The organism is Bradyrhizobium sp. Leo170 (genome assembly GCF_004296405.1).
Classification (GTDB): Bacteria; Pseudomonadota; Alphaproteobacteria; order Rhizobiales; family Xanthobacteraceae; genus Bradyrhizobium.
Window position 1 is genome coordinate 1 of the sequence record NZ_PSRR01000127.1, and the last position, 20,741, is coordinate 20,741.

Genomic DNA, 20,741 nt, shown 5'->3' on the forward strand with positions numbered 1-20,741 from the left:
AGGCCGGCGCGCAAGGCGCCTTTGCCCCTCTTTCTGAGCGCCAAATTTTCGTGAATGTGCCCGCGATTCGAGCCATTGACTCGTGATCGATCGAGCCTATACTAAACCACATGGTTAAGTATCTCGACGAGACGCTGGACCGTACGTTCGCGGCGCTTTCCGATCCCACTCGCCGCGCGCTTCTGGCGCGGCTTGGCGAGAAGGAAAGCCTGTCCGTGAGCGAACTGGCGCAGCCATTTCAGATGTCGCTGCCCGCGATCATGAAGCATCTCGACGTATTGTCGGATGCCGGCCTGATCACGCGGGAGAAGACCGGCCGCACGGTGGCGTGCCGGCTGACTGCGCGACCGATGGAGCAGGCGATGGACTGGCTCAATCGCTATGTGCGCTTCTGGTCCGACAATTTCGATCGCCTTGCCGCCTTCGTGGAGGAAGACCCATGGCCATCAGCACCGCCAGCTCCGGCCCCGCCGCGCGCCCCGGCCTCACCCTCACGCGCCGCCTCCGCGCGCGGCCGGAAAAAGTCTACGCCGCATGGACCGAACCGGAAAACCTAGTGCGATGGTTCGGGCCGGCGAATGTGAAGCCCGGCTCTGTGCGGGCTGAGCTCGATGTTCGTGCCGGCGGGCGCTACCGCATCAGTTTCACCGGCAACGACGGCGAATATCACGAAGTCGGCGGCGTCTATCGCGACGTCGTGCCGAACGAGCGATTGGTCTTCAGTTGGGCCTGGCATTCGACGCCCGAGCGCGAGTCGCTCGTGACGGTATCGCTCAGGCCGGATGGCGCCGGCACGCTGCTGACCTTCCATCATGAGCAGTTCGTTGACGAGACCGCGCGCGACAATCATGAGCGTGGATGGACCGAGCTGTTCGCCAAGCTGGAAGATTTCATCGCCTGAATGCTGTCAAAGGAGGGTGCCATGCAGCCACACAAGGTCGTGTCACGCGAGGAATGGCTCGAAGCGCGCAAGGCCCATCTGGCGCACGAGAAGGAACTCACCCGTGCCCGCGATGCCCTCAGCGCGGAGCGGCGGGCATTGCCCTGGGTCAAGATCGACAAGTCCTATCTGTTCGACGGCCCGAACGGCAAGCTGGCGTTCGCCGACCTGTTCAAGGGCAAGCCGCAACTCGTCGTGCAGCACTTCATGTTCGCGCCCGATTGGGATGAAGGCTGCAAGAGCTGCTCGTTCTGGGCCGACGGAAACGAGCGCATGATCCCGCATCTTGCGGCGCGCGACACCACGCTGGTAGCGATCTCGCGCGCGCCCTTCGAGAAGCTGGAAGCGTTCAGGAAGCGGATGGGCTGGACCTTCGACTGGCTGTCCTCGGCGAACAGCGACTTCAATCATGACTTCGCGGTGTCGTTCACGCCGGAGGAACTGAGATCGGGCGCCAGGATCTACAATTTCGGCACGTCCGGTTTCGGCGTCGAGGAGGCGCCGGGCATCAGCGTGTTCTATCGCGACGAGGCCGGCCACATCTTCCACACCTATTCGTGCTTTGCCCGTGGCCTCGACATGATGAACGCGGCCTATCACTATCTCGACCTCACGCCGCTTGGCCGTCACGAAGAGGGCCTGCCCTATCCGATGGACTGGGTGCGGCACCGTGACCAATACCAGCCGACGCCGGTTTAGGCATCCTGTTGCCATAGCTGAGAGACCCGCAAACCGTCATTGCGAGCCGCCGGGTCGGCGCTAGCGCCGCCCAATGACTGGCTCCACGAAGCGATCCATGCCGCCGTATGCGGAGAAATGGATTGCTTCGTTGCTTCCGCCTCGCAATGACGGGAACAACAACAGGAACCGCCCATGCCCTATGTCGATGGCTTCATCCTCGCCGTCCCGAAGAAGAATCTCGCCGCCTATGCCCAGATGTCGCGAAAGTGCGGCAAGATCTGGCGCGAGTATGGCGCGCTGGACTATCGCGAATGGGTCGCCGAGGACGTCAAGCCCGGCAAGCTCACCTCGTTCCCCCAGAGCGTCAAGCTGAAACCCGGCGAGACCGTCGTGTTCGCGTGGATCACCTACAAATCCCGCGCCCAGCGCGACAAGATCAATGCCAAGGTGATGGCGGACGAACGCCTCAAATCCATGATGAACGGCAAGTCGGTACCCTTCGACGGCAAGCGTATGATCTATGGCGGATTTGCGAGCCTGGTGAAGGTATAGCGGCGCTCGCGCTACACAAACTGTTTCCGCAGAGACGGCCGACCTGATCGCCGGTCGGCCGCTGGCTGACTTGCGCCCGTGTCGCGACTCCTGTACTTTGCAATGCAAAGTTCGGACAACCGATGCGCGACCTCGACAAAGCCCTGGCCGACATTCTTGCCATCCGGAGCCAGATTGCGGCGGGCACGGCGTTCCGCGGTTACGGTCCGGCGACCGTGGCCGCCACCGCCGGCGTGGCGCTGCTGACTGCGCTCCTGCAGTTCCTCTGGCTCGATAATCCGACCGGGAACCCGCTCACCTTCTTTGGCGGCTGGACCGTGGCCGCGCTGCTTTCGGCCGCGCTGATCTGGACCGAGATGCGGGCGCGCTCGCGCCGCCATCATTCCGGGCTCGCGGACGCCATGATCCAGCAGGCGGTCGAGCAGTTCTTGCCCGCGGGCATCGCCGGCGTCTTGCTCGCGATCCTGTTGTGGAAGTTCGCGCCGGAAACGCTGTGGATGCTGCCCGGCCTGTGGCAGGTGCTGGTCAGCCTCGGCGTGTTCGCCTCCGTCCGCTCGTTGCCGCGCAGCATCGCCCTTGCCGGCGCCTGGTATTTCCTCTCCGGCTTTGCGGTGCTGGTGGTCGCGAGCCAGAGCCACGCGTTGTCGCCCTGGACCATGGGCCTGCCCTTCGTCGTCGGCCAGGTTTTGATGGCTGCCCTGTTGTATTTCGCCACCGGAGAAAACGATGTCGAAGATTGAAGCCAACAACGCGCCGTTCTCCTATGACGTCTCGACCGCGTGATCCACGAGAAGGCGCGACTCGGGCTGATGACCTCGCTGATGACGCACCCCAAGGGATTGGCGTTCGCCGATCTCAAGCAGCTTTGCGGATTGACCGACGGCAATCTCAGCCGTCATCTGCAGGTGTTGCAGGAAGCCGGACTCGTCGAAGTCACCAAGGGCTATGAGGGCAACCGCCCTCACACCACCTGCCGCCTCACCAAGGCGGGCCGCCGCCGCTTCCTCGACTATCTGGTCGTGCTGGAGCGGCTGGTGCGCGACGCCGCCAAGGCCGCGGGCAAGGAAGGCGCCGCGCCTTCCCGGCTCGGCATCCTGCCGGCCTGATCACGATTCCTTTTTTGATCGGAGACTTTGTAATGCAAAGTGATCTTTCCTCCAAACTTCACGTCGGCATCATCATGGACGGCAATGGAAGATGGGCGACGCGGAGGGGGCTGTCGCGGCTGCGCGGCCACGAGGCCGGCGTCGAAGCGATCCGCCGCATCGTCGAGGCGGCGCCCTCGCAGGGGGTCGGCACGCTGACACTCTACGCTTTCTCCAGCGACAATTGGCGCAGGCCGAAGGCCGAGGTCACCGCGCTGATGGGCCTGTTGCGCTTCTATCTCGCCAACGAGATCCAGGCGCTGGTACGCAATGGCGTCCGCCTCACCGTGATCGGCCGCCGCGATCGCCTTCCCAACGGCATTGCGGCTGCGATCGCCCGCGCGGAAGGCGCGACGGCTGATGGCGACGCCCTGCATCTGCGCATCGCGATCGATTATTCCGCGCGCGATGCCATCCTCAACGCCGCGACGCGGGTCGCCGGCTTTGGCAAGCTCACGCGCGAGACCTTCTCCGAGCTCGTCACCGGTGAGTCGAATCTGCGCGACGTCGATCTCATCATCCGCACCAGCGGCGAAAAGCGCCTGTCCGATTTCATGCTGTGGGAAGGCGCCTACGCCGAACTGCACTTCACCGATCGGATGTGGCCGGAATTCGATGGGGACGATCTCGCGGACGCGCTAGCCTCCTTCCACCGCCGCGAACGCCGCTTCGGTGGCCTGCAACCGGTCGCGCTCGAGGACGTGCCGAGCCTCTGAATACCGCGGACGCGGACGCAACAGGTCGGAAGTCTCCTGTTGAAGATTCAAAGCCCGTTCTTAATCACCCGGCTCGTTCGAATGTAACATGTGTCGCTCCAGTGCGAGCGTCAGGATCGAACGACCAGCGGTGACCACGTGAGTGAATACCAATACTACGAATTCAGGGCGATCGATCGGCTTCTCACTCCGACCGATCAGCAAGAACTGCGTGCGCTGTCGAGCCGCGCCGACATCACCGCCAGGACCTTTGTGAACACTTATAATTGGGGTGACTTCAAGGGCAATCCTGATCGGCTGATGGCGCGATACTTCGATCTGTTCCTTTATCTGGCCAATTGGGGCACGCGACAGATCGCGATCCGCATTCCCAAGCTCGCGCTGGAAGTCCCTCGCTTGAAACAATTCATTGCCGATCGGGATGTGGCCCGCATTCGATCCGAAGGAGAAAACGTCATTCTCGACGTAGCGCGGGATGAACTGGATGTGGAGGACGAAGGCGGAGAGGGCTGGCTGGATGGGATCGCGCCGCTGCGCAACGATCTCCTCGAGGGCGATCTGCGGCTTCTCTATCTCGTCTGGCTGATGTCGGTCGAGAGCGAGGACATTCCGGACGAGACGGTCGAGCCGCTCGACGGACTAGGACCGCTGACGCCTCAGCTTGTCGCATTTGCAAACTTCTTCTGCATCGATCGCGACCTCGTCGAAGCGGCGGCCGCAAAGCCCGCGATTCTGCGGCCCGAACCATCGGAACAGGAAGTCACCGCGATCATCAAAGCTCTCGGCGCGAAGGAGAAAGACGGCTATCTACGTCGTCTCTACGATGGCGATCCGCTGATCCGCGCGGATTTCCGTCGCCGTTGCCGTCCCACCACCTCGCCAGGGAAGCCTGTGCAACCACGCAGGCAGGCCGGCGAACTGCGCCGGATCGCGGCTGATTTGGCGGAAGCGCGCCGCAAGGTGGAGGAAGAGCGAAGGCAGGCTGAGAAACGGCGCGAGCAGGAGCGCGAGACGAAAGCCAGAAAGGTCAGAATAGATGCCCTGAAGCGGCGGGGCCAATCTGCCTGGACGGACGTCGAAGCTATTGTCGCCTTTCGCAACAACAACGCCTATGATCAAGTGGCCGTCATGCTCGCGGATCTGCGCGAGCTTTCGCTCCTGCAAGGGACTGACGACGAGTTTCATCGCCGCCTGACCGATCTTCGGGCGCGGCACAAGGCCAAGCGGCAATTGCTGGTCCGGCTTGCAGCTAACGGTCTTCACTGACGTTTCCGGTCCCGGCGGGAGGCCGGCGAACCGAAGCCGCGCCAGATTCGCATCATCATCGTCACACTAGGTTAACCCTTAGCGGCTAGCTAGGCGCACCGACCTTCCCGCGAATCAAGTACAACCAGGGTCATTCCCATGGACAAGCAGATGCGCTGCCAATGCGGCCGGCAACGGACCGTCGCGCTGGACAAGCATTTCCGTACCGTCCTGCATTGCGAGAACTGCGACGTGGTCGAGCGGGCCGAGCCGGTCAAGCCGCGCGAAGACGCGCGGGCTGCGCTTCAGGACGCCTGAGCCCTCCACTTCGCTCAAAATGCTCTAACTGCCCGACGCGAGCTCCACGAGCTTCGCGATCGTGTTGATGTTCCGCGCCGTGCCGTTCGTCGCCGCCGGTATCTTCAGCTTCGACCGGCCGATCCCTGAGCCGTAGGCGACATAGATTTCGCGCTTGCCGAGGCGCACCTCTTCGTCCTGTTGCCCCTTGATCGTTTGAAGCGCATCGGCCGGCGGCGCCTCATCAAGGAAGATCGCGATCGTCCAGTTCGGCGGCGCCTTCGGGAACGGATTGGCCTTCAGCGCCGCGGCCATCTCGTCGGCGGTCCGGATCACCACGCCGATCGGGCTGCCCGCATAGGCCTGCAGCCGCTTCTCCAGCGCCGCTTTCACCTTCGCGGCGGGCAATTTGCTGTCGAACACCACATTGCCGCTGGCGATATAGGTTTGTACGCTTGCAAATCCTTCGGCGACGCACATCGCTTTCAGTTCGGCCATTGGCAGCTTGCCGGTTCCGCCTACATTCACGGCACGCAACAGGGCGATATAGGTTGGCATTCCAGACCGTATCCAAGGAGGGAGGCCGTCAACATGCCACAGGCGCGCCAACAGGAGCTACAGGACAAACCGAGGTCAACTTGAAAAACCTTCCGATCACTTTGGCCGATATCAGGGCCGCCGCGGCCACCATCCGCGATTCGGTCATCGTCACGGCCTTCAACCACAGCCGGACACTAAGCGAGATATGCGGCTGCGACATCTGGCTCAAATTCGAGAATTTGCAGTTCACCTCCTCCTTCAAGGAGCGTGGGGCGCTGAACCGCCTGCAGGCGTTGTCGCCGGAGGAGCGGCAGCGCGGCGTGATCGCGATGTCGGCCGGCAATCATGCGCAGGGCGTCGCCTACCACGCCTTGCGGCTCGGCGTTCCCACAACGATCGTGATGCCGATCGGCACGCCGATGGTGAAGATCGAGAACACGCGGCGCCATGGTGCCGAAGTCATCATCTCCGGTGCGACGCTGGAGGACGCCGCGCAGTTTGCCCGCAAGCTCTGCGAGACACGCGGCATGACATTTATCCATCCCTATGACGATCCGCTGATCATGGCGGGCCAGGGCACGATTGCGCTGGAGATGCTCGCGTCCGTACCCGATCTTGATGTGCTCGTCGTGCCGATCGGCGGCGGCGGGCTGATCTCGGGCATCGCGATCGCCGCCAGATCGCTCAAGCCCGGTCTGAAGATCGTCGGCGTCCAGGCCCAGCTCTACCCATCGATGTACAACGCCGTCAGGAACGAGCATCTGCCGATGCGCGGCGATACCCTTGCCGAGGGCATTGCGGTCAAGGCGCCGGGCCAGATTACGACCAAGATCGTGCGCGAATTGGTCGACGACATCCTGCTGGTCACGGAAGATCAGATCGAGCGCGCGGTGGCGATGCTGATCTCGATCGAGAAGACGGTCGTCGAAGGAGCCGGCGCCGTGGGCCTCGCTGCGGTGTTGGCCGCGCCGGAGCGCTTCGCGGGGCAGAAGCTTGGCCTGGTGCTGACCGGCGGAAATATCGACACGCGACTGATCGCCTCGGTCCTGACGCGCGAGCTCGCGCGCGAGGGGCGATTGACGCAGCTCGCGCTCGACATCGTCGACCGACCCGGCCAACTCGCCGCCGTCTCGGCGCTACTGGCCGAAGCCGGTGCGAACATCATCGAGGTCTCGCACCAGCGCACCTTCTCGGCGCTGCCGGCCAAGGCGACGCTACTCGAGCTCGTGATCGAAACCCGTGACTGCGCCCATCTGGACGATGTGCTGGCCAAGCTCGCGGCATCAGGTTTTTCGGCGCGCTGCACGTAGATGCGTAGCCCGGATGGAGCGAAGCGCAATCCGGGGTTCTCGCACGTGGCTCCAGCAGTCCCGGATTACGCTTCGCTGCATCCGGGCTACGTAACTGCAGCTCGATCTAACCTCTGTCAGCGCAACAGATTGGTCCGCGCCAGGGTGACGACCTCGTCGGCGCGGCCGTTCAGCACTGCCTGCACCATGTAGAGGGTGAAGCCCTTGGCCATTTCGGTGGTCACCTTGGGTGGCATCGCGAGCTCCAGGCGGTTGACGACGGAGTCGATCACGACCGGCCCGGGATGCGCGAAGGCTTCGGCAAGCTTGCCTTCGACCTCGGCCGGATCCTCGATGCGCACCCCTTTGATACCGGTGGCCTCCGCCATCGCAGCGAAGTTCGGATTCTTCAGCTCCGTGCCGGTATCGAGGAAGCCGGAGGATTTCTGCTCGAGCTCGATGAAGCCGAGCGCGCCATTGTTGAACACGATCACCTTCACCGGCAGCTTGAGCTGCGAAAGACTCAAGAGATCGCCCATCAGCATCGTGAAGCCGCCGTCGCCGGAGAGCGAGATGACCTGGCGTCCCGGCGCGGCCGCCTGGGCGCCGATCGCCTGCGCCATCGCGTTGGCCATCGAGCCATGCCAGAACGAGCCGATCAGGCGGCGCTTTCCGTTCATGGCGAGATAGCGCGCCGCCCAGACCGTCGGCAGGCCGACGTCGCAGGTGAAGATCGCGTCCTCGCTGGCGAGCTGGCTCGCGAGGCGCGCGATCTGCTGCGGATGCAGCGTGCCGCCCTTGCGGCCGGAAGCGAGCTCGTCGAGGCCGCGGCGCGCTTCGGCATAATGCTTGCGCGCGCCATCGAGAAACCGCCGGTCGTCCTTGGCCGTCAGCCGCGGCAACAGCGCGCGCAATGTCGGGCCGACCTGCCCGATGACGCCGAGCTCGACGGGCACGCGCCGGCCGATCGCCTCGGGCCTGACATCGACCTGCGCGATCCGCGCGTCCTTCGGATAGAATTGTCGATATGGGAAATCGGTGCCGAGCATCAGCAGCGTGTCGCAGTTTTCCATCGCATGATAGCCGGAGGAAAAGCCGATCAGGCCGGTCATGCCGACATCGTAAGGATTGTCCCACTCGACATATTCCTTGCCGCGCATGGCGTGGACGATCGGCGACTTCAGGGCTTCCGCAAGCTGCATCAATTCGTCATGCGCGCCGGCGCAGCCGCTGCCGCAGAGCAGCGTGACACGTTCCGATTGGTTGAGGAGGTCGGCGAGTTGTTTAAGCGCGGCATCTGATGGCGCCACCGCCGGCTGCGACAGGACCAGCCCTGTCGATGTCGAGGCAGACGTGCCGGTGGCCGGCTTGAGCGCGATGTCGCCGGGAATCACGATGACGCTGACGCAACGTTCGGCGATTGCGCGCCGCACCGCGATCTCGAGCGCGCGCGGCATCTGCTCTGCGCCCGACACCAGTTCGCAATAGGTCGAGCATTCCCGGAACAGATGCTCCGGATGCGTCTCCTGGAAAAAGTGCGAGCCGATCTCCGGTGAAGGGATATGCGCCGCGATTGCCACCACCGGCACGCGCGACCGATGGCAGTCGAACAGGCCGTTGATCAGATGCAGATTGCCGGGCCCGCAGCTTCCGGCACAGACGGCGAGTTTGCCCGTGATGTGCGCCTCGGCGCCGGCGGCGAAAGCCGCAACTTCCTCGTGGCGCACATGCAGCCACTCGACGCCGCCGTGGCGGCGCAGTGCATCAGTGAAACCATTCAAGCTGTCGCCGACAATGCCGTAGATGCGCTTCACGCCGGCTGCGGCAAAGGTCTCGACCATCTGGTCGGCAACGGTGCGGGCCATGAGATTCTCCCTGGGGAATGGAGGTTTCGGTCGGAGGATGCGGACGTGTCACGGAGGATAGGCCATCCGAACCGAGCGAGGCGAGGACTGCTCACAGCAAGGTGACCGGGATATTTCGGGTTCGCACGGCCTCGTCGTGAGACCGTAAGGGCCTTGCTTCTAGCGGCCGGCCCAGTGCACGAAGCGCCGTTCGATCAATAGAAACAAGAGATTGAGCGCATAGCCGAGCGCGCCGGCGGCAAAGATCGCCGCATACATGCCGGGCATGTCGAACAATTGCTGCGCTTCGAATACACGCTGGCCGAGCCCGTCGGTCGAACCGATGAACATTTCGGCGACCACGATGATGACGAGTGCGAGCGACACGCCGTTGCGCAAACCCACAAAGGTCTGCGGCAGCGACTCCAGCAGCATCACGTCGAACAGCACGCGCATCCGCGACGCGCCCATCACCTTGGCGGCAAGCAGGCGGGTCTTGCGCGCGTTCATGACGCCATAGGCGACGTTGAACAGGATCACGAGGCTGGCGCCGAACGCGGCCACCGAAATCTTGGTGCGGTCGCCGACGCCGAACAGCACCAGGAACAGCGGAAACATCGCGGAGGCCGGCGTCGAACGGAAGAAGTCGATCAGGAACTCGACCGAGCGATAGAGTTTTTCCGAGGAGCCGAGCAGGATGCCGAGCGGAATGGCGATGACGGCCGCAATCGCGGTGGAGGAGATCGTCCGCACCACGGTCTTGACGAAATCGACGCCGAGCTTGCCGCTGGTCATGCCTTCCCACAAGGTCTTGAACGTCGCGGCGGGCGAGGGCAGGAGCACGGGATCGACCAGTTTCAGCCCGTTCACCAGCGTCCAGACGGCGAGCAGCATCGCGACACCGACCAGCGGCAGCAACGCCCTCGCGATTTGCTTGCGTCCGGTCATCCGCGGCGGACCTCGTGCTGAAACAGCTTCAGGCAATGCGCCTTGGTGGCGACGAAGGAGGGCTCGGTCATCGTCTTGTCGGAGCGCGGTCGCGGCGCGTCATAGGGCACGAACTCGACCACCTGTGCCGGATGGCGCGACAGGAGCAATACGTAGTCGGAGAGATACACGGCCTCTTCGAGGTCGTGCGACACCAGGACCGTCGTCGTCTTCGTTTCCATGCACACGCGCTGCAACTGCTCGCGCATGAACAGCGTCATCTCGTAGTCGAGCGCGGAGAATGGTTCGTCGAGGAACAGGATCTCCGGCTCGACAATCAGTGCACGCATGATCGAGACGAGCTGCTGCTGTCCGCCGGAGAGGTGATAGGGATAAAGCGCAAGGTCGATCTTGACGCCGAGATGCGCCACCAGCCGCTCCACGCGCAGCCTGCGTTCCGCCTTGGGCACGCCCATCAGCTTCAGCGGATAGGCGATGTTGTCGAACGCCGGCAGCCACGGAAACAGCGCTTCGCGATAGTTCTGGAACACGTAGCCGAACTTGACGCGGCTCAGCGGCCGCCCGTCGAACAGCACCTCGCCGGCATCAGCGGGCACCAGCCCTGCGATCATGTTGATCAGCGTGCTCTTGCCGCAGCCATTCGGCCCGAACACGGAAATGAGCTTGCCGCGCGGGATATCGAAATCGAAATTGTCATAGATCACTGCGTCAGTGTAACGCTTGGAAAGCCCGCGGATCGTGACATGCGGCGCCGTCCGGCGCGACTCGTCGAAGCCGCTGGCCGGCCCGTTCGCCATGCTTGCGGCCGCGCTCGTCATACGCCCCTCAGAACTTGTGCAGGAATTTGCTGACGTCGATCTTTTCGGGCACGACGCCGATCGAGTTGCCGAAATCCGCGAAGGCCTGCAGATCGGCAAGCTGCTCCTTGGTCATGTCGCCGACCATCACATAGCCGAGCATCGGCACCATATCGACCACATTGTCCGGCGTGTAGGTGTTCTTGGCGAGGTGCTTGCGCGCTTCATCCGGATTGGCGTTGATGAAGGCGATCGCCTTGGCCCAGGCGGCGGCGAAGCGTTTTGCCACATCCGGCCGCTTCTGGATGAAGTCGGCGGTCATCGCGCAGCCGGCGGCGTACGCGTTGGCATTCTCATTGCCGAGGATGTATTTCGAGATCACCCCGGCCTCGATCGGATGCGCGACGCCGGCCTTGATCATCATCGATGCGTTCGGCTCGAGCGTATAGCCGCCGTCGAACGTGCCGGCCGTCATCGCGTTGACGTGCTGGCCCATGTCGAGCTGGTCGATGGTGTAGTCGCCTTCCTTCAGGCCGTTCTTGGCGAGGATCGCTTTGGCGGTGTTGATGTTGGCCGGACCCGGCGCCGACATTAGTTTGGCGCCCTTGAGATCGGCGATCGTTTTCGCCGCAAAGCCGCTGCGGACGACGAACTGCTCCATCTTCCAGACCTTGGTCTGGCTGTTGAGGCTGATATAGGTGGCAACCCCCGGCTTCTTGACATTGGCGTTGAGGCCTTCGAGCGTGACCAGCACGGCGGAGACCTCGATCTGGTTGGTCATCAGCGCCGCGACATTGGCAGGCCCGCCCAGGAGTTTCGTCATCTCGGGCTCGATGTTCTGTTCCCTGAAGAACCCGCGTTCCAGCGCGACGAAATAAGGCAGCGACGAGGAGAGCGGGAACACGCCGACGGCGACCTTGTCCTGCGCCAGCGACGGGGCGGGCAGCGCCGCAAAGGCTGCGAGCAGGGCAAGGATCGCGGTCACTCGGGTCGTCAATTGCATGGAAATTTCCCCTGGGAAGTCCCGTCGGGAGTAGCAAGAAATGTGCCGCGATAGACTATGATTGCGACCTCCGAGTAAGCTCGCCCTCATTGCGATCTCTCATCAGGAAAGGCTGACCGTCATGGCCATCCGCTTCAGCCGCCTGATGCACCGAAATTTGCGCGAGACGCCCCCGAAAGCCGTCGGCGGCGAAGGCGTCTGGCTGATCGCCGAAGATGGCCGGAAAGTTCTTGATGCCTCCGGCGGCGCCGCGGTTTCCTGTCTTGGTCATCAGCATCCGCGTGTGTTGGAAGCCGTGGCGCGGCAAGCGTCAAAGCTCGCTTATGCCCATACCGGGTTCTTCTCGTCCGAGCCGGCGGAAGTGCTCGCCGACAAGCTTGTGGGTCACGAACCCGGCGGTCTCGCTTACGTCTATTTCGTCAGCGGCGGATCGGAAGCGATCGAAGCCAGCATTAAGCTGGCGCGGCAGTACTTCGTCGAAATCGGTCAGAAGCAGCGCCGGCATTTCATCGCGCGGCGGCAGAGCTATCATGGCAACACGCTGGGCGCGCTCGCGGCCGGCGGCAATGCGTGGCGGCGCGAGCCCTATGCGCCGCTGCTGTCGGAGGCGTTCAGCCATGTGACGCCGGCCTTTGCCTATCACGAGCAGCGCGACGGCGAACAGGAAGCCGATTTCGTCACACGGCTCGCGGCCGAACTGGAAGCCGAATTTCAGCGCCTCGGGCCTGATACCGTTGCCACCTTTCTCGCGGAGCCCGTGGTCGGCGCCACCGCGGGCTGCGTGCCGCCGCCGGAGGGATATTTCAAGGCCATCCGTGAGGTATGCGATCGCCATGGCGCGCTATTGATCCTCGATGAGGTGATGTGCGGCATGGGGCGCACGGGCACGTTGCATGCCTGGGAGCAGGAGGGTGTTGCGCCCGATATCCAGGCGATCGCCAAGGGCCTTGGCGGCGGCTACCAGCCGATCGGTGCAATGCTCTCGAGCGCCCGCATCGCTGAAACGATCCGCGACGGCTCGGGCGCATTCCAGCACGGCCATACCTATCTCGCGCATCCGCTGGCCTGCGCGGCTGCACTGGAAGTGCAGCGGATCATCGACGATGAAAGACTGCTCGATCGCGTGCAGGAATTGGGCCGGCAGCTTGAACGTCGCCTCGTTGAGCGCTTCGGCAATCATCGCCATGTCGGCGATATCAGGGGCCGCGGCCTGTTCCAGGCGATTGAGCTGGTCGCCGATCGTGGCACGCGCGAGCCGTTCGATCCCACTCTGAAGCTTCACCACAAGATAAAGGCCGCGGCATTCGAGGATGGGCTTGCCTGCTATCCCTCCGGCGGCACCGTTGATGGCCGCCGCGGTGACCATGTATTGCTGGCGCCGCCCTATATCGCAACGCCTGGTGATATCGATATGATCGTCGATCGGCTCGGCCGGGCCGTCGACCGGGCGCTGACGAGCATCGGCCATTGATCGGAAGCAGAACAACGAAAATGCGTATCGCACTCATTCACGCCCTGAAGCATTCGATTCAGCCGATCGAAGCATCATTCGCAAAGCTGTGGCCGGAAGCGCGGCTGATGAACTTGCTCGATGACAGCCTGTCGGCCGATCTGGCGCGCGACGGCCGGCTCACCGACGTCATGACTGAACGTTTCCTCGCGCTCGGCCGCTATGTCGTGAGCACGGGCGCCGACGCGATCCTATTCACCTGCTCCGCCTTCGGTCCGTGCATCGAGGCCGTCGCGCGGGCGCATGCGCCGATGCCGGTCTTGAAGCCCAATGAGGCGATGATCGAGCAGGCTGCGCGAAGCGGCCGCAAGGTCGGTTTGCTCTCGACATTTCCGCCGACCTTGGCGTCCATGCCTCGCGAGTTTCCCGACTCCGTCGAGCTGATACTGAGGCTGGCGGAAGGCGCGCTGGCGGCGCTCGATCGCGGCGATCGCGCCGAGCACGATCGGCTTGTGGTCGAAGCATCGAAAGACTTGCGCGACTGCGACGTCATCGCGCTCGCGCAATACAGCATGGCGCCGGCGGCATCAGCGGTTGAGCAGGCATCGGGACGACCGGTGCTCACGACGCCGGATAGCGCCGTGTCGAAGTTGAAGGAGATGCTCTGCTGACGGTATCCTATGCGGACAAGCGCGCTGCCGAATCTTCCTGACCAAGCGTCTTCTGGACGAAGAAGTACATCAGAGAGTTGTGCGAGCTGAGCGTTCGCGCGTCGGCATATGCAGCGTACGTTTCCGCAAGCGATGATTCATTCGCTCTCGGGTTGTTTCATCGCTTTCGCTGCCGCCGTTTAACGTTAATTAAACAGCCCCAACAATAAGTTCGCCCCTGCTAAAGAGGTTGGGCCAAAGGCCAGACTGCAACGGGGTGGGCATGATCAAAGGTATTCAAAACTTACGGATCGGAGCCAAGCTTGGCATTGCATCCGCGCTCGGCGTGATCTTCGTCGCGCTGATGATCGTGAATCAACTGACGGCGAATGCCACGGTCAGCCGCACCAATGAGAGCGTGCTCCTGCAGTCCAACATCGCGCGCGCGGCAATCGACGCCAAGGCGGAGGCGCGAGGCCTGCAGATCGGCGCGGCCAACATCCGCGTTGCCACCACCGATGAAGAATTGCAGAAGGCCACCGAGTATCTGGCGGCACGCTACAAAGGATTCCTCGGGTTCATCGATGATATCTCCCGTCTCTCGGCCGCCGATGCGCGCTCGCAGTTGGAGAAGCTGAAGAGCACGGCGACTGCCTATGAGTCCGCCGCCGAGAAACTGGCGAAGATGAAAACCGAGCTTCTGGAAATTGCCTCCGTCGAAGCTTCCGGGCTGACGATCTCGAACGAGGCCCAGGCGCGCGCCGCCCAGTTGACGACGGATTCACGACAGATCGCCAATGACGTCATGCTGTCGCTTTCCGCGGAGCTCGAATCCAACGCCAATGCGATTGTGGACCGTGCCAAGCAGGCTATGGCCGGCGAGATCGAAAAGGCGACGCAGCAGGCAGCCTCGGCCGACAGGATGTCGCTAGCGATCGGCGGCGTTGCGGCCCTGCTGCTGATCGTGACCTCGGTGCTGTCGGCGCTTTCGATCGCGGGACCGATGCGCAGCCTGAGCCGGGCCATGCAAGAACTCGCGAATGGTAACTTCGACGTCCAGTTGCCCGGCATCGGGCGCAAGGACGAAATCGGCGCGGTCGCGCGCGCTGTCGAGACATTCAAAGTCAAGGCGGAAGAGAGGGCGATGCTCGAGGCCGACTCCAAGCGCCGGCAGGATGATACCCTCGCCGGGCAGCGCCGGGCCGAGATGATCAAGCTTGCGGATGCGTTCGAGGGAGCGGTGGGCGAGATCGTCAGCACCGTCTCGACGGCGTCGACGGAGCTGGAGCACTCCGCAAAGGCGCTCACCTCGACGGCCGAGCGCACCCAGGAAATAACGGTTGCGGTGGCGTCGGCTTCCGAAGAAGCGTCGGCCAACGTGCAATCAGTGGCGACCGCCACTGAAGAATTGTCGTCTTCGGTGAACGAGATCAGCCGACAGGTCCAGGATTCGGCGCGAATCGCGGCTGATGCGGTCGGCCAGGCGCGCGCCACCACCGAGCGCGTGAGCGAACTTTCCCAAGCCGCCAGCCGCATCGGCGATGTGGTCGAGCTCATCAACACCATTGCAGGCCAGACCAACCTCTTGGCGCTCAACGCCACCATCGAGGCTGCGCGCGCCGGCGACGCGGGCCGGGGCTTTGCGGTCGTCGCATCCGAGGTGAAGGCACTGGCGGAGCAGACGGCGAAGGCGACCGGCGAAATCGGTCAGCAGATAGCGGCGATCCAGACCGCGACCAATCAATCGGTCGGCGCCATCGGCCAGATCAGCAACACGATCGAATCGCTGGCGGAGATCGCCTCGACGGTCGCCGCCGCGGTCGAAGAGCAGGGTGCGGCGACGCAGGAGATCGCGCGCAACGTGCAACAGGCTGCACAAGGGACCGAGGAGGTCTCTTCGCGGATCACCGACGTGCAGCGCGGCGCCACCGCGACAGGCTCGGCGTCCACGCAGGTGCTCTCGTCCGCGCAATCGCTGTCCCGCGACAGCAGCCGGCTCCAGACGGAAGTTAGCCGGTTCCTGCAGACGGTGCGGGCTGCCTGACCTGACCAAAAGGTCGTCTCGGGCCGAGTGAGGTTCCTGAGACGTCCAACTCCACTTCGATTCCGATCGCGGAATGAACTCCCGCATTTCGCGCGCGTTGTCCTCGTACATGCTCGATTGTACGGGGAACCGATCATGACGAAACACGACAAGACGAAACGGCCGAGCGATGTCGACCTCTATCGCAATCCGCTGATCGGCGGATCGAAGGGCGTCACGATGGCGCAGGCGACGCCGGACGATCTCGAGGAGGTCGAAGGCGAGAACACCTTTGAGGGCGACGTCGAGAACGATACCAACCCGCAAGGCGGTATCGAGGCGCCAGATCGCCGGCAAGGCCGCCCGTCGCGCGATCAGACGCCGAAATCGCGCAAGACGGTGCTGCAGGGCAAGAAGACCCATGAGCAGCAGTTGCGGATGCTGGAACGCAAGCCCGATGTTCCCGACGCGCGCAATGTCGAGCAACGAGGCGCGCGCATTGTGGAAGATGCAGGCGCGAGACATCCGAAACAGGATGCGCGCCAGTCGGAATTTCCGGTGAGCCGCGGCGGGCTGAACCAGGAAAGCCACCACAACAAGCACAACGATCCCGGCCAGAGCGGCCATAAGCCGCAGAAGCACGGCGGGTGACGCAACTGAAATCGTGATTCGGTTGAACGGAACCAGATCACGATTTCATCTTCTGGTTTGAGCATGATCTCCGCGCAAACGCTTCGCGTTTTGTTGTCGCGAGGGCAAACCGGTCTCCGCCTTCCCGGATCATGCTCTATGGTTTGGCGGCCGCCTCCGTGCGCAGCCATTTTCGTGGCGGCGGCTGGTAGGTTCCAAAGCGGCTGAGCAGCGCGTCCACCTTGGTTTCGATGATGAGCATCTCGGCATAGGCTGCGATCGTGAAGCCTTCGGCGACCATCCTCTCCACCATCGCGATCAGCGGCGCGAAGTAATCCTTTACGTTCAGCAGGCCGCACGGCTTTTGGTGGATCCCGAGCTGGGCCCAGGTCCATTCCTCGAAAAGTTCTTCGAGTGTTCCGGCACCGCCTGGCAGCGCGATGAAGCCATCGGATAGCTGTGCCATCATCGTCTTGCGCTCATGCATGGTTTCGACGATGTGAAGCTGGCTCAAGCCCGTGTGTCCGATCTCGCGCTCGACCAGCGCGCGCGGAATGACGCCGACGACACGCCCGCCTGCCGCGAGCGCCGCGTCTGCCACCGCTCCCATCAGCCCGACCTTGCCGCCGCCATAGACGATGGTGACGCCGGCCTTTGCCAGCGCCTGTCCGGTGGCGACCGCGGTCTGCAGATAGATCGGATCACGGCCCGGGCTGGAGCCGCAGAAGATACAGACGGATTTCAGCGCTTTGGCGTTTTGGTTCTGCATTGGATCTGTGCGGACCTTTCGTGCTGCAAACGATTCGTCGGCGGATCGACGTTAGCATGAGGGGCTGGGGATCGCGGCGTTGCGCTACAACGTAATGCATCGGCGGATCGGTGCTGTGAATGACCTGCGCCTACATCTTTGAATTCAAACAGGAATTTCTCCGTGCGGGCGGGTCGAGCCGGATCGGGTTTTGCGGCGGCCGGTAACGTATCCCGTTCCGGGAAGGGCTTCATCAACAGGCCTGTCATCAACCTCGGAGACTGTCATCAATCTGTCGTGTCGCCTGCGCTTAGCTGCGGAACCAGTCCGGCATGCTATCATGGCCGCGGCCGAGAGGGAGTGAGGCGGTGAGCGAAACGACGAGTGTCCCGGCATTGCCAGCAGATGCATCAGTGATTGCACGTATCAAGTCCGAAATCGATATTTCAGATCGTTCGCGCATCGTCACGTTCGGCGAGCGCGCCCAGCGGTCGGTGGTCGAGTTCGCCGACCGCATTCTGTCCCAGACGCAAAATCGAGAGCTCGGAACAACCGGCAAGCTGTTGTCGGACATTTTGGCAAAAGCGCGCGGGCTCGATCCCGCCGACCTCAAGGACAGCGGCCTCTTGACGCGCCTGTTCTCGTCGGCGGAGGCACGGCTGCGCCGCTTTGCCGAGCAGTTCGGCGATGTCGCCTCGCAGATCGATCGCGTCTGCGTCGAGCTCGATCGCAACAAGGAGGTCCTGCGCCGCGACATCGCGCTGCTCGACGATCTCTATGAGCAGACCAGGACCGCGCTCGGCCAGCTCGACGCGCATATCAACGCCGGCAAGGCCTTCGCCGCGGACTTCCGCGGCGGCAAGCTGGTCGAGATGGAGCGGGCAGCGACCGCGCAAGGCCAAAGCAGCGACGCCTTGCTCGCGGCGCAGACCTATCAGGACGCACTCCAGGCGCTCGACCGGCTCGAGAAGCGCATCTTCTATCTGCAGCAGGCACGCCAGATCGGCATCCAGCAGTTGCCGCAGATCCGCATCGTGCAATCGGGCGACGAGACCCTGATCGAGAACCTGCAGGCCACCACCGAACTCACTATCCCGGTGTGGAAGCAGAAGATGATCCTGCTGCTCGGGCTGAACCGGCAGAAATCCGCGCTCGAGCTGCAGAAGACCATCACCGATGCCACCAACGAGATGATGCGCCAGGCCTCCGAGATGATGAAGACCCAGGCGATCGAGATCGAGAAACAGTCGCAGCGCGGCATCGTCGACATCACGACGCTGGAAAAGACCAATCGCGACCTGATCGACACCATTTCGGGCGTGCTCGCCGTGCAGGAACAGGGCCGGACCAAGCGCGCCGAGATCGAACAGCGCATGTCGGAGCTGACCGACGAGTTGAAATCCGCGGTGACCAAGGCCTCTGCATGAGCCTCGCGTTGTTCCTGCGGCGCTGGCTTGCGCTGCTTCTCGCGGCGCCGCTGATCGCCGTGCTGCTCTCCGGCTGCAGCGGCGGGCCGGGACCGCAATTCACCATCCTGTCGGGCTCGGAGAATGACGTGCTCGAGCCGCTGGTGCAGGAATTCTGCAAGTCGCGCAATGCCGCCTGCACCATGCGCTATCAGGGCTCGCTTGACATCGCGCTGGCGCTCAAGGGCGACGATCCGCGGGCCGACGCGGTGTGGCCGGCGGCCTCGATCTGGATCGACATGTTCGACACCAAGCGGCGGGTGAAGTCGGTCAAGTCGATCGTGCAGATGCCGGTCATCCTCGGCGTGCGCCGCTCCAAGGCGCAAGAATTGAACTGGATCGGCGCCAAGGTGACGGCCAAGGATATTCTCGCCGCCGTCGAGGCCGGCCGATTGAAATTCCTGATGACCTCGGCGACGCAGTCGAACTCGGGCGCGGCCGCCTACCTCGCGATGCTCGCGGCCGGCATCGGCAAGCCCGACCTGATCGAAGCCGGCGATCTGGACAAGCCCGAGGTGCTGGCGACGGCGCGCGGCCTTCTGAAAGGGGTCGAGCGCAGCGCGGGTTCAAGCGGCTGGCTCGCCGATCTCTATCGCGACGGCGAGCGGAATGGTGCGCACTACCAGGCGATCTGGAACTATGAGGCTGTCATCAAGGAGACCAATGACAAACTGATCGCCGATGGCCATGAGCCGCTCTACGCGATCTATCCGGAAGACGGCGTGGCGGTCGCCGATTCTCCGCTCGGCTTCGTCGATCGCGGCCGCGGCAAGGACGTCGAAACCTTCTTTGCCGATCTGCAGGCCTTCCTGCTCAAGGGCGAGGTTCAGGCGCGGATCGCCAAGACCGGACGGCGGGTGGAGGTTGGCCGCGCTGCGCCGCTTCCCGCCGATCCCAAGACCAATCTGGATCCGGCGCGCGTGCTGAACGTCATCCGCCCGCCCGAGCCCGCGGTGATTCAGAAGGCGCTGTCGATCTATCAGGAGGCGCTACGCCGTCCCTCGCTCACCGCTTTGTGCCTCGATGTCTCCGGCAGCATGCAGGGGGCCGGCGAGGCTCAGTTGCTCGACGCGATGCGTTTCCTTTTGACGCCTGCCCGCACGCGCGAGCTGTTGGTGCAATGGACCAAGGCGGACGAGATCCTGCTGCTGCCGTTCAACGATCATGTGCTCTGGACTGCGCGCGCCACCGGCGGCGAGGCCGAGCAGGCCACCCTTCTCGCTCAAGCTTTAGAGCTCCACGCCGGCGGCGGCACCGATTTCTATACCTGCAGCGAGCGGGCGCTCGTCGCCATGAGGCCGCTGCTCGACAGCGGAGAGCACTTGCCGGCCATCGTCATCATGACCGATGGCAAGAGCCAGGGCTATATGTCGGCGTTTGAGGCCGCGTGGCGCGCGGACGGCCGCCGTGTGCCGGTATTCGGGGTCACGTTCGGCGACCAGGTCGATCGCAGCCAGCTCGACAATCTCGCGAAGCTGACCGGCGGCAGGGTGTTCGACGGCACCAAGAGCCTGACGGACGCGTTCCGCTCGGTGCGGGGATATAATTGATGGCGGCCGCGCCGTCCGGGCTCGGCTGGATTGCCGGTGGCGCGGCGGCGGCCATCCTGCTGCCTTCGCTTGCGATCGGCGTCGGGATGCCATTCTGGATCGCTCTCCTCGTCAGCGCGCTCGCCGGCGGCGGCGTCGTTGCGGTAATGGCGCCGCGCAGGCGCTTCGCCGAGCTCGACGCCAGCGGCGCGGCGCGCGGCCGCATCGAATTCGCGCGCGAGCTCCTG

Annotated in this window: 21 protein-coding genes and 2 pseudogenes; 17 read left to right on the plus strand and 6 right to left on the minus strand. The window is 63.5% G+C overall.

What is annotated here, in order from left to right:
• The first annotated feature begins 110 nt into the window (after positions 1–110).
• The 9 genes and pseudogenes from CWO89_RS21275 to CWO89_RS46010 all read left to right on the plus strand — a co-directional run bounded on the left by CWO89_RS21275 (position 111) and on the right by CWO89_RS46010 (position 5,597).
• Positions 111–557 (plus strand): ArsR/SmtB family transcription factor, encoded by a 447-nt coding sequence (locus CWO89_RS21275; RefSeq protein ID WP_130580694.1) that lies wholly within the window; start codon positions 111–113, stop codon positions 555–557.
• Complete coding sequence (locus CWO89_RS21280) at positions 557–901, plus strand: SRPBCC family protein (protein WP_245476425.1); 345 nt, start codon at positions 557–559, stop codon at positions 899–901. The genes CWO89_RS21275 and CWO89_RS21280 overlap by 1 nt, the downstream gene beginning before the upstream one ends.
• A 21-nt stretch (positions 902–922) precedes the next feature.
• Positions 923–1,639 carry a DUF899 domain-containing protein gene (locus CWO89_RS21285; protein ID WP_130580696.1) on the plus strand — a complete coding sequence of 239 codons (717 nt, stop codon included), beginning with the start codon at positions 923–925 and terminating at the stop codon, positions 1,637–1,639.
• Positions 1,640–1,813: 174 nt separating this feature from the next.
• Positions 1,814–2,173: a DUF1428 domain-containing protein gene (locus tag CWO89_RS21290; RefSeq protein ID WP_130580697.1), complete on the plus strand. Its 360-nt coding sequence runs from the start codon at positions 1,814–1,816 to the stop codon at positions 2,171–2,173.
• 122 nt (positions 2,174–2,295) lie between these two features.
• Positions 2,296–2,913: a hypothetical protein gene (locus CWO89_RS21295; protein ID WP_130580698.1), complete on the plus strand. Its 618-nt coding sequence runs from the start codon at positions 2,296–2,298 to the stop codon at positions 2,911–2,913.
• A pseudogene (locus CWO89_RS21300) lies at positions 2,900–3,279 on the plus strand (winged helix-turn-helix domain-containing protein). Before CWO89_RS21295 ends, CWO89_RS21300 begins: the two are co-directional and overlap by 14 nt.
• A gap of 32 nt (positions 3,280–3,311) precedes the next feature.
• Positions 3,312–4,034 carry a di-trans,poly-cis-decaprenylcistransferase gene (locus CWO89_RS21305; protein WP_130580699.1) on the plus strand — a complete coding sequence of 241 codons (723 nt, stop codon included), beginning with the start codon at positions 3,312–3,314 and terminating at the stop codon, positions 4,032–4,034.
• A 138-nt stretch (positions 4,035–4,172) separates the two neighbouring features.
• The gene (locus CWO89_RS21310; protein ID WP_130580700.1) at positions 4,173–5,300 is read left to right on the plus strand and encodes a hypothetical protein; all 1,128 of its coding nucleotides are present in this window, start codon (positions 4,173–4,175) and stop codon (positions 5,298–5,300) included.
• 138 nt (positions 5,301–5,438) lie between these two features.
• Positions 5,439–5,597, plus strand: a complete 159-nt coding sequence (locus CWO89_RS46010) for a hypothetical protein (protein ID WP_165421264.1) — start codon at positions 5,439–5,441, stop codon at positions 5,595–5,597.
• 24 nt (positions 5,598–5,621) lie between these two features.
• On the opposite strand, the gene CWO89_RS21315 is transcribed toward CWO89_RS46010, so the two are convergent.
• On the minus strand, positions 5,622–6,134 hold the full coding sequence (locus CWO89_RS21315; protein ID WP_130580701.1) for a DUF1697 domain-containing protein: 513 nt from the start codon (positions 6,132–6,134) through the stop codon (positions 5,622–5,624).
• Positions 6,135–6,214: 80 nt separating this feature from the next.
• Here CWO89_RS21315 and CWO89_RS21320 point away from each other — a divergent pair, with 80 nt between their 5' ends.
• On the plus strand, positions 6,215–7,426 hold the full coding sequence (locus CWO89_RS21320; RefSeq protein WP_165421265.1) for a threonine ammonia-lyase: 1,212 nt from the start codon (positions 6,215–6,217) through the stop codon (positions 7,424–7,426).
• A 116-nt stretch (positions 7,427–7,542) separates the two neighbouring features.
• On the opposite strand, the gene poxB is transcribed toward CWO89_RS21320, so the two are convergent.
• The 4 genes from poxB to CWO89_RS21340 form a co-directional block, all read right to left on the minus strand.
• Entirely contained in the window at positions 7,543–9,270 is a 1,728-nt protein-coding gene (poxB, locus tag CWO89_RS21325; protein WP_130580703.1) for a ubiquinone-dependent pyruvate dehydrogenase, read from the minus strand.
• Positions 9,271–9,429: 159 nt separating this feature from the next.
• The gene (locus tag CWO89_RS21330; RefSeq protein WP_130580704.1) at positions 9,430–10,197 is read right to left on the minus strand and encodes an ABC transporter permease; all 768 of its coding nucleotides are present in this window, start codon (positions 10,195–10,197) and stop codon (positions 9,430–9,432) included.
• Positions 10,194–11,015: an ABC transporter ATP-binding protein gene (locus CWO89_RS21335; protein WP_130580705.1), complete on the minus strand. Its 822-nt coding sequence runs from the start codon at positions 11,013–11,015 to the stop codon at positions 10,194–10,196. Before CWO89_RS21335 ends, CWO89_RS21330 begins: the two co-directional genes overlap by 4 nt.
• Positions 11,016–11,022: 7 nt before the next feature.
• On the minus strand, positions 11,023–11,997 hold the full coding sequence (locus CWO89_RS21340) for an ABC transporter substrate-binding protein (RefSeq protein WP_165421266.1): 975 nt from the start codon (positions 11,995–11,997) through the stop codon (positions 11,023–11,025).
• Between the two features lie 121 nt (positions 11,998–12,118).
• Between CWO89_RS21340 and CWO89_RS21345 the strand changes: the two genes are divergently transcribed.
• The 4 genes from CWO89_RS21345 (at position 12,119) to CWO89_RS47995 (ending at position 16,771) form a co-directional block, all read left to right on the plus strand.
• Positions 12,119–13,468, plus strand: a complete 1,350-nt coding sequence (locus CWO89_RS21345) for an aspartate aminotransferase family protein (RefSeq protein WP_130580707.1) — start codon at positions 12,119–12,121, stop codon at positions 13,466–13,468.
• A gap of 20 nt (positions 13,469–13,488) precedes the next feature.
• Positions 13,489–14,118, plus strand: coding sequence for an aspartate/glutamate racemase family protein (locus CWO89_RS21350; RefSeq protein ID WP_130580708.1), 630 nt, complete (start codon positions 13,489–13,491; stop codon positions 14,116–14,118).
• A gap of 262 nt (positions 14,119–14,380) precedes the next feature.
• Entirely contained in the window at positions 14,381–16,141 is a 1,761-nt protein-coding gene (locus tag CWO89_RS21355) for a methyl-accepting chemotaxis protein (protein ID WP_130580709.1), read from the plus strand.
• A 135-nt stretch (positions 16,142–16,276) separates the two neighbouring features.
• The gene (locus tag CWO89_RS47995) at positions 16,277–16,771 is read left to right on the plus strand and encodes a hypothetical protein (protein WP_245476426.1); all 495 of its coding nucleotides are present in this window, start codon (positions 16,277–16,279) and stop codon (positions 16,769–16,771) included.
• Positions 16,772–16,907: 136 nt separating this feature from the next.
• Here CWO89_RS47995 and CWO89_RS21370 read toward each other — a convergent pair whose 3' ends face one another.
• The gene (locus CWO89_RS21370; protein WP_130580710.1) at positions 16,908–17,519 is read right to left on the minus strand and encodes an LOG family protein; all 612 of its coding nucleotides are present in this window, start codon (positions 17,517–17,519) and stop codon (positions 16,908–16,910) included.
• Positions 17,520–17,830: 311 nt separating this feature from the next.
• Here CWO89_RS21370 and CWO89_RS21375 point away from each other — a divergent pair, with 311 nt between their 5' ends.
• From CWO89_RS21375 to CWO89_RS21385, 3 genes and pseudogenes are all read left to right on the plus strand, one after another.
• Positions 17,831–18,925, plus strand: a complete 1,095-nt coding sequence (locus tag CWO89_RS21375) for a toxic anion resistance protein (RefSeq protein WP_207234532.1) — start codon at positions 17,831–17,833, stop codon at positions 18,923–18,925.
• Entirely contained in the window at positions 18,922–20,514 is a 1,593-nt protein-coding gene (locus CWO89_RS21380; protein WP_130580712.1) for a vWA domain-containing protein, read from the plus strand. The genes CWO89_RS21375 and CWO89_RS21380 overlap by 4 nt, the downstream gene beginning before the upstream one ends.
• A pseudogene (locus tag CWO89_RS21385) lies at positions 20,514–20,741 on the plus strand (5-bromo-4-chloroindolyl phosphate hydrolysis family protein); the annotation flags it as partial. The gene CWO89_RS21380 and the pseudogene CWO89_RS21385, both read left to right, overlap by 1 nt.

Bases quoted from the DNA above. Each gene is read 5' to 3' on its own strand.
- CWO89_RS21275 (WP_130580694.1), top strand. From the start codon at position 111: ATGGTTAAGTATCTCGACGAGACGCTGGACCGTACGTTCGCGGCGCTT.
- CWO89_RS21345 (WP_130580707.1), top strand. From the start codon at position 12,119: ATGGCCATCCGCTTCAGCCGCCTGATGCACCGAAATTTGCGCGAGACG.
- CWO89_RS21315 (WP_130580701.1), bottom strand. From the start codon at position 6,134: ATGCCAACCTATATCGCCCTGTTGCGTGCCGTGAATGTAGGCGGAACC.
- CWO89_RS21290 (WP_130580697.1), top strand. From the start codon at position 1,814: ATGCCCTATGTCGATGGCTTCATCCTCGCCGTCCCGAAGAAGAATCTC.
- CWO89_RS21305 (WP_130580699.1), top strand. From the start codon at position 3,312: ATGCAAAGTGATCTTTCCTCCAAACTTCACGTCGGCATCATCATGGAC.
- CWO89_RS21295 (WP_130580698.1), top strand. From the start codon at position 2,296: ATGCGCGACCTCGACAAAGCCCTGGCCGACATTCTTGCCATCCGGAGC.
- CWO89_RS21375 (WP_207234532.1), top strand. From the start codon at position 17,831: ATGCTATCATGGCCGCGGCCGAGAGGGAGTGAGGCGGTGAGCGAAACG.
- CWO89_RS21380 (WP_130580712.1), top strand. From the start codon at position 18,922: ATGAGCCTCGCGTTGTTCCTGCGGCGCTGGCTTGCGCTGCTTCTCGCG.
- CWO89_RS21335 (WP_130580705.1), bottom strand. From the start codon at position 11,015: ATGACGAGCGCGGCCGCAAGCATGGCGAACGGGCCGGCCAGCGGCTTC.
- CWO89_RS46010 (WP_165421264.1), top strand. From the start codon at position 5,439: ATGGACAAGCAGATGCGCTGCCAATGCGGCCGGCAACGGACCGTCGCG.
- CWO89_RS21340 (WP_165421266.1), bottom strand. From the start codon at position 11,997: ATGCAATTGACGACCCGAGTGACCGCGATCCTTGCCCTGCTCGCAGCC.
- CWO89_RS21370 (WP_130580710.1), bottom strand. From the start codon at position 17,519: ATGCAGAACCAAAACGCCAAAGCGCTGAAATCCGTCTGTATCTTCTGC.
- CWO89_RS21355 (WP_130580709.1), top strand. From the start codon at position 14,381: ATGATCAAAGGTATTCAAAACTTACGGATCGGAGCCAAGCTTGGCATT.
- CWO89_RS21330 (WP_130580704.1), bottom strand. From the start codon at position 10,197: ATGACCGGACGCAAGCAAATCGCGAGGGCGTTGCTGCCGCTGGTCGGT.
- CWO89_RS21285 (WP_130580696.1), top strand. From the start codon at position 923: ATGCAGCCACACAAGGTCGTGTCACGCGAGGAATGGCTCGAAGCGCGC.
- poxB (WP_130580703.1), bottom strand. From the start codon at position 9,270: ATGGCCCGCACCGTTGCCGACCAGATGGTCGAGACCTTTGCCGCAGCC.
- CWO89_RS47995 (WP_245476426.1), top strand. From the start codon at position 16,277: ATGACGAAACACGACAAGACGAAACGGCCGAGCGATGTCGACCTCTAT.
- CWO89_RS21350 (WP_130580708.1), top strand. From the start codon at position 13,489: ATGCGTATCGCACTCATTCACGCCCTGAAGCATTCGATTCAGCCGATC.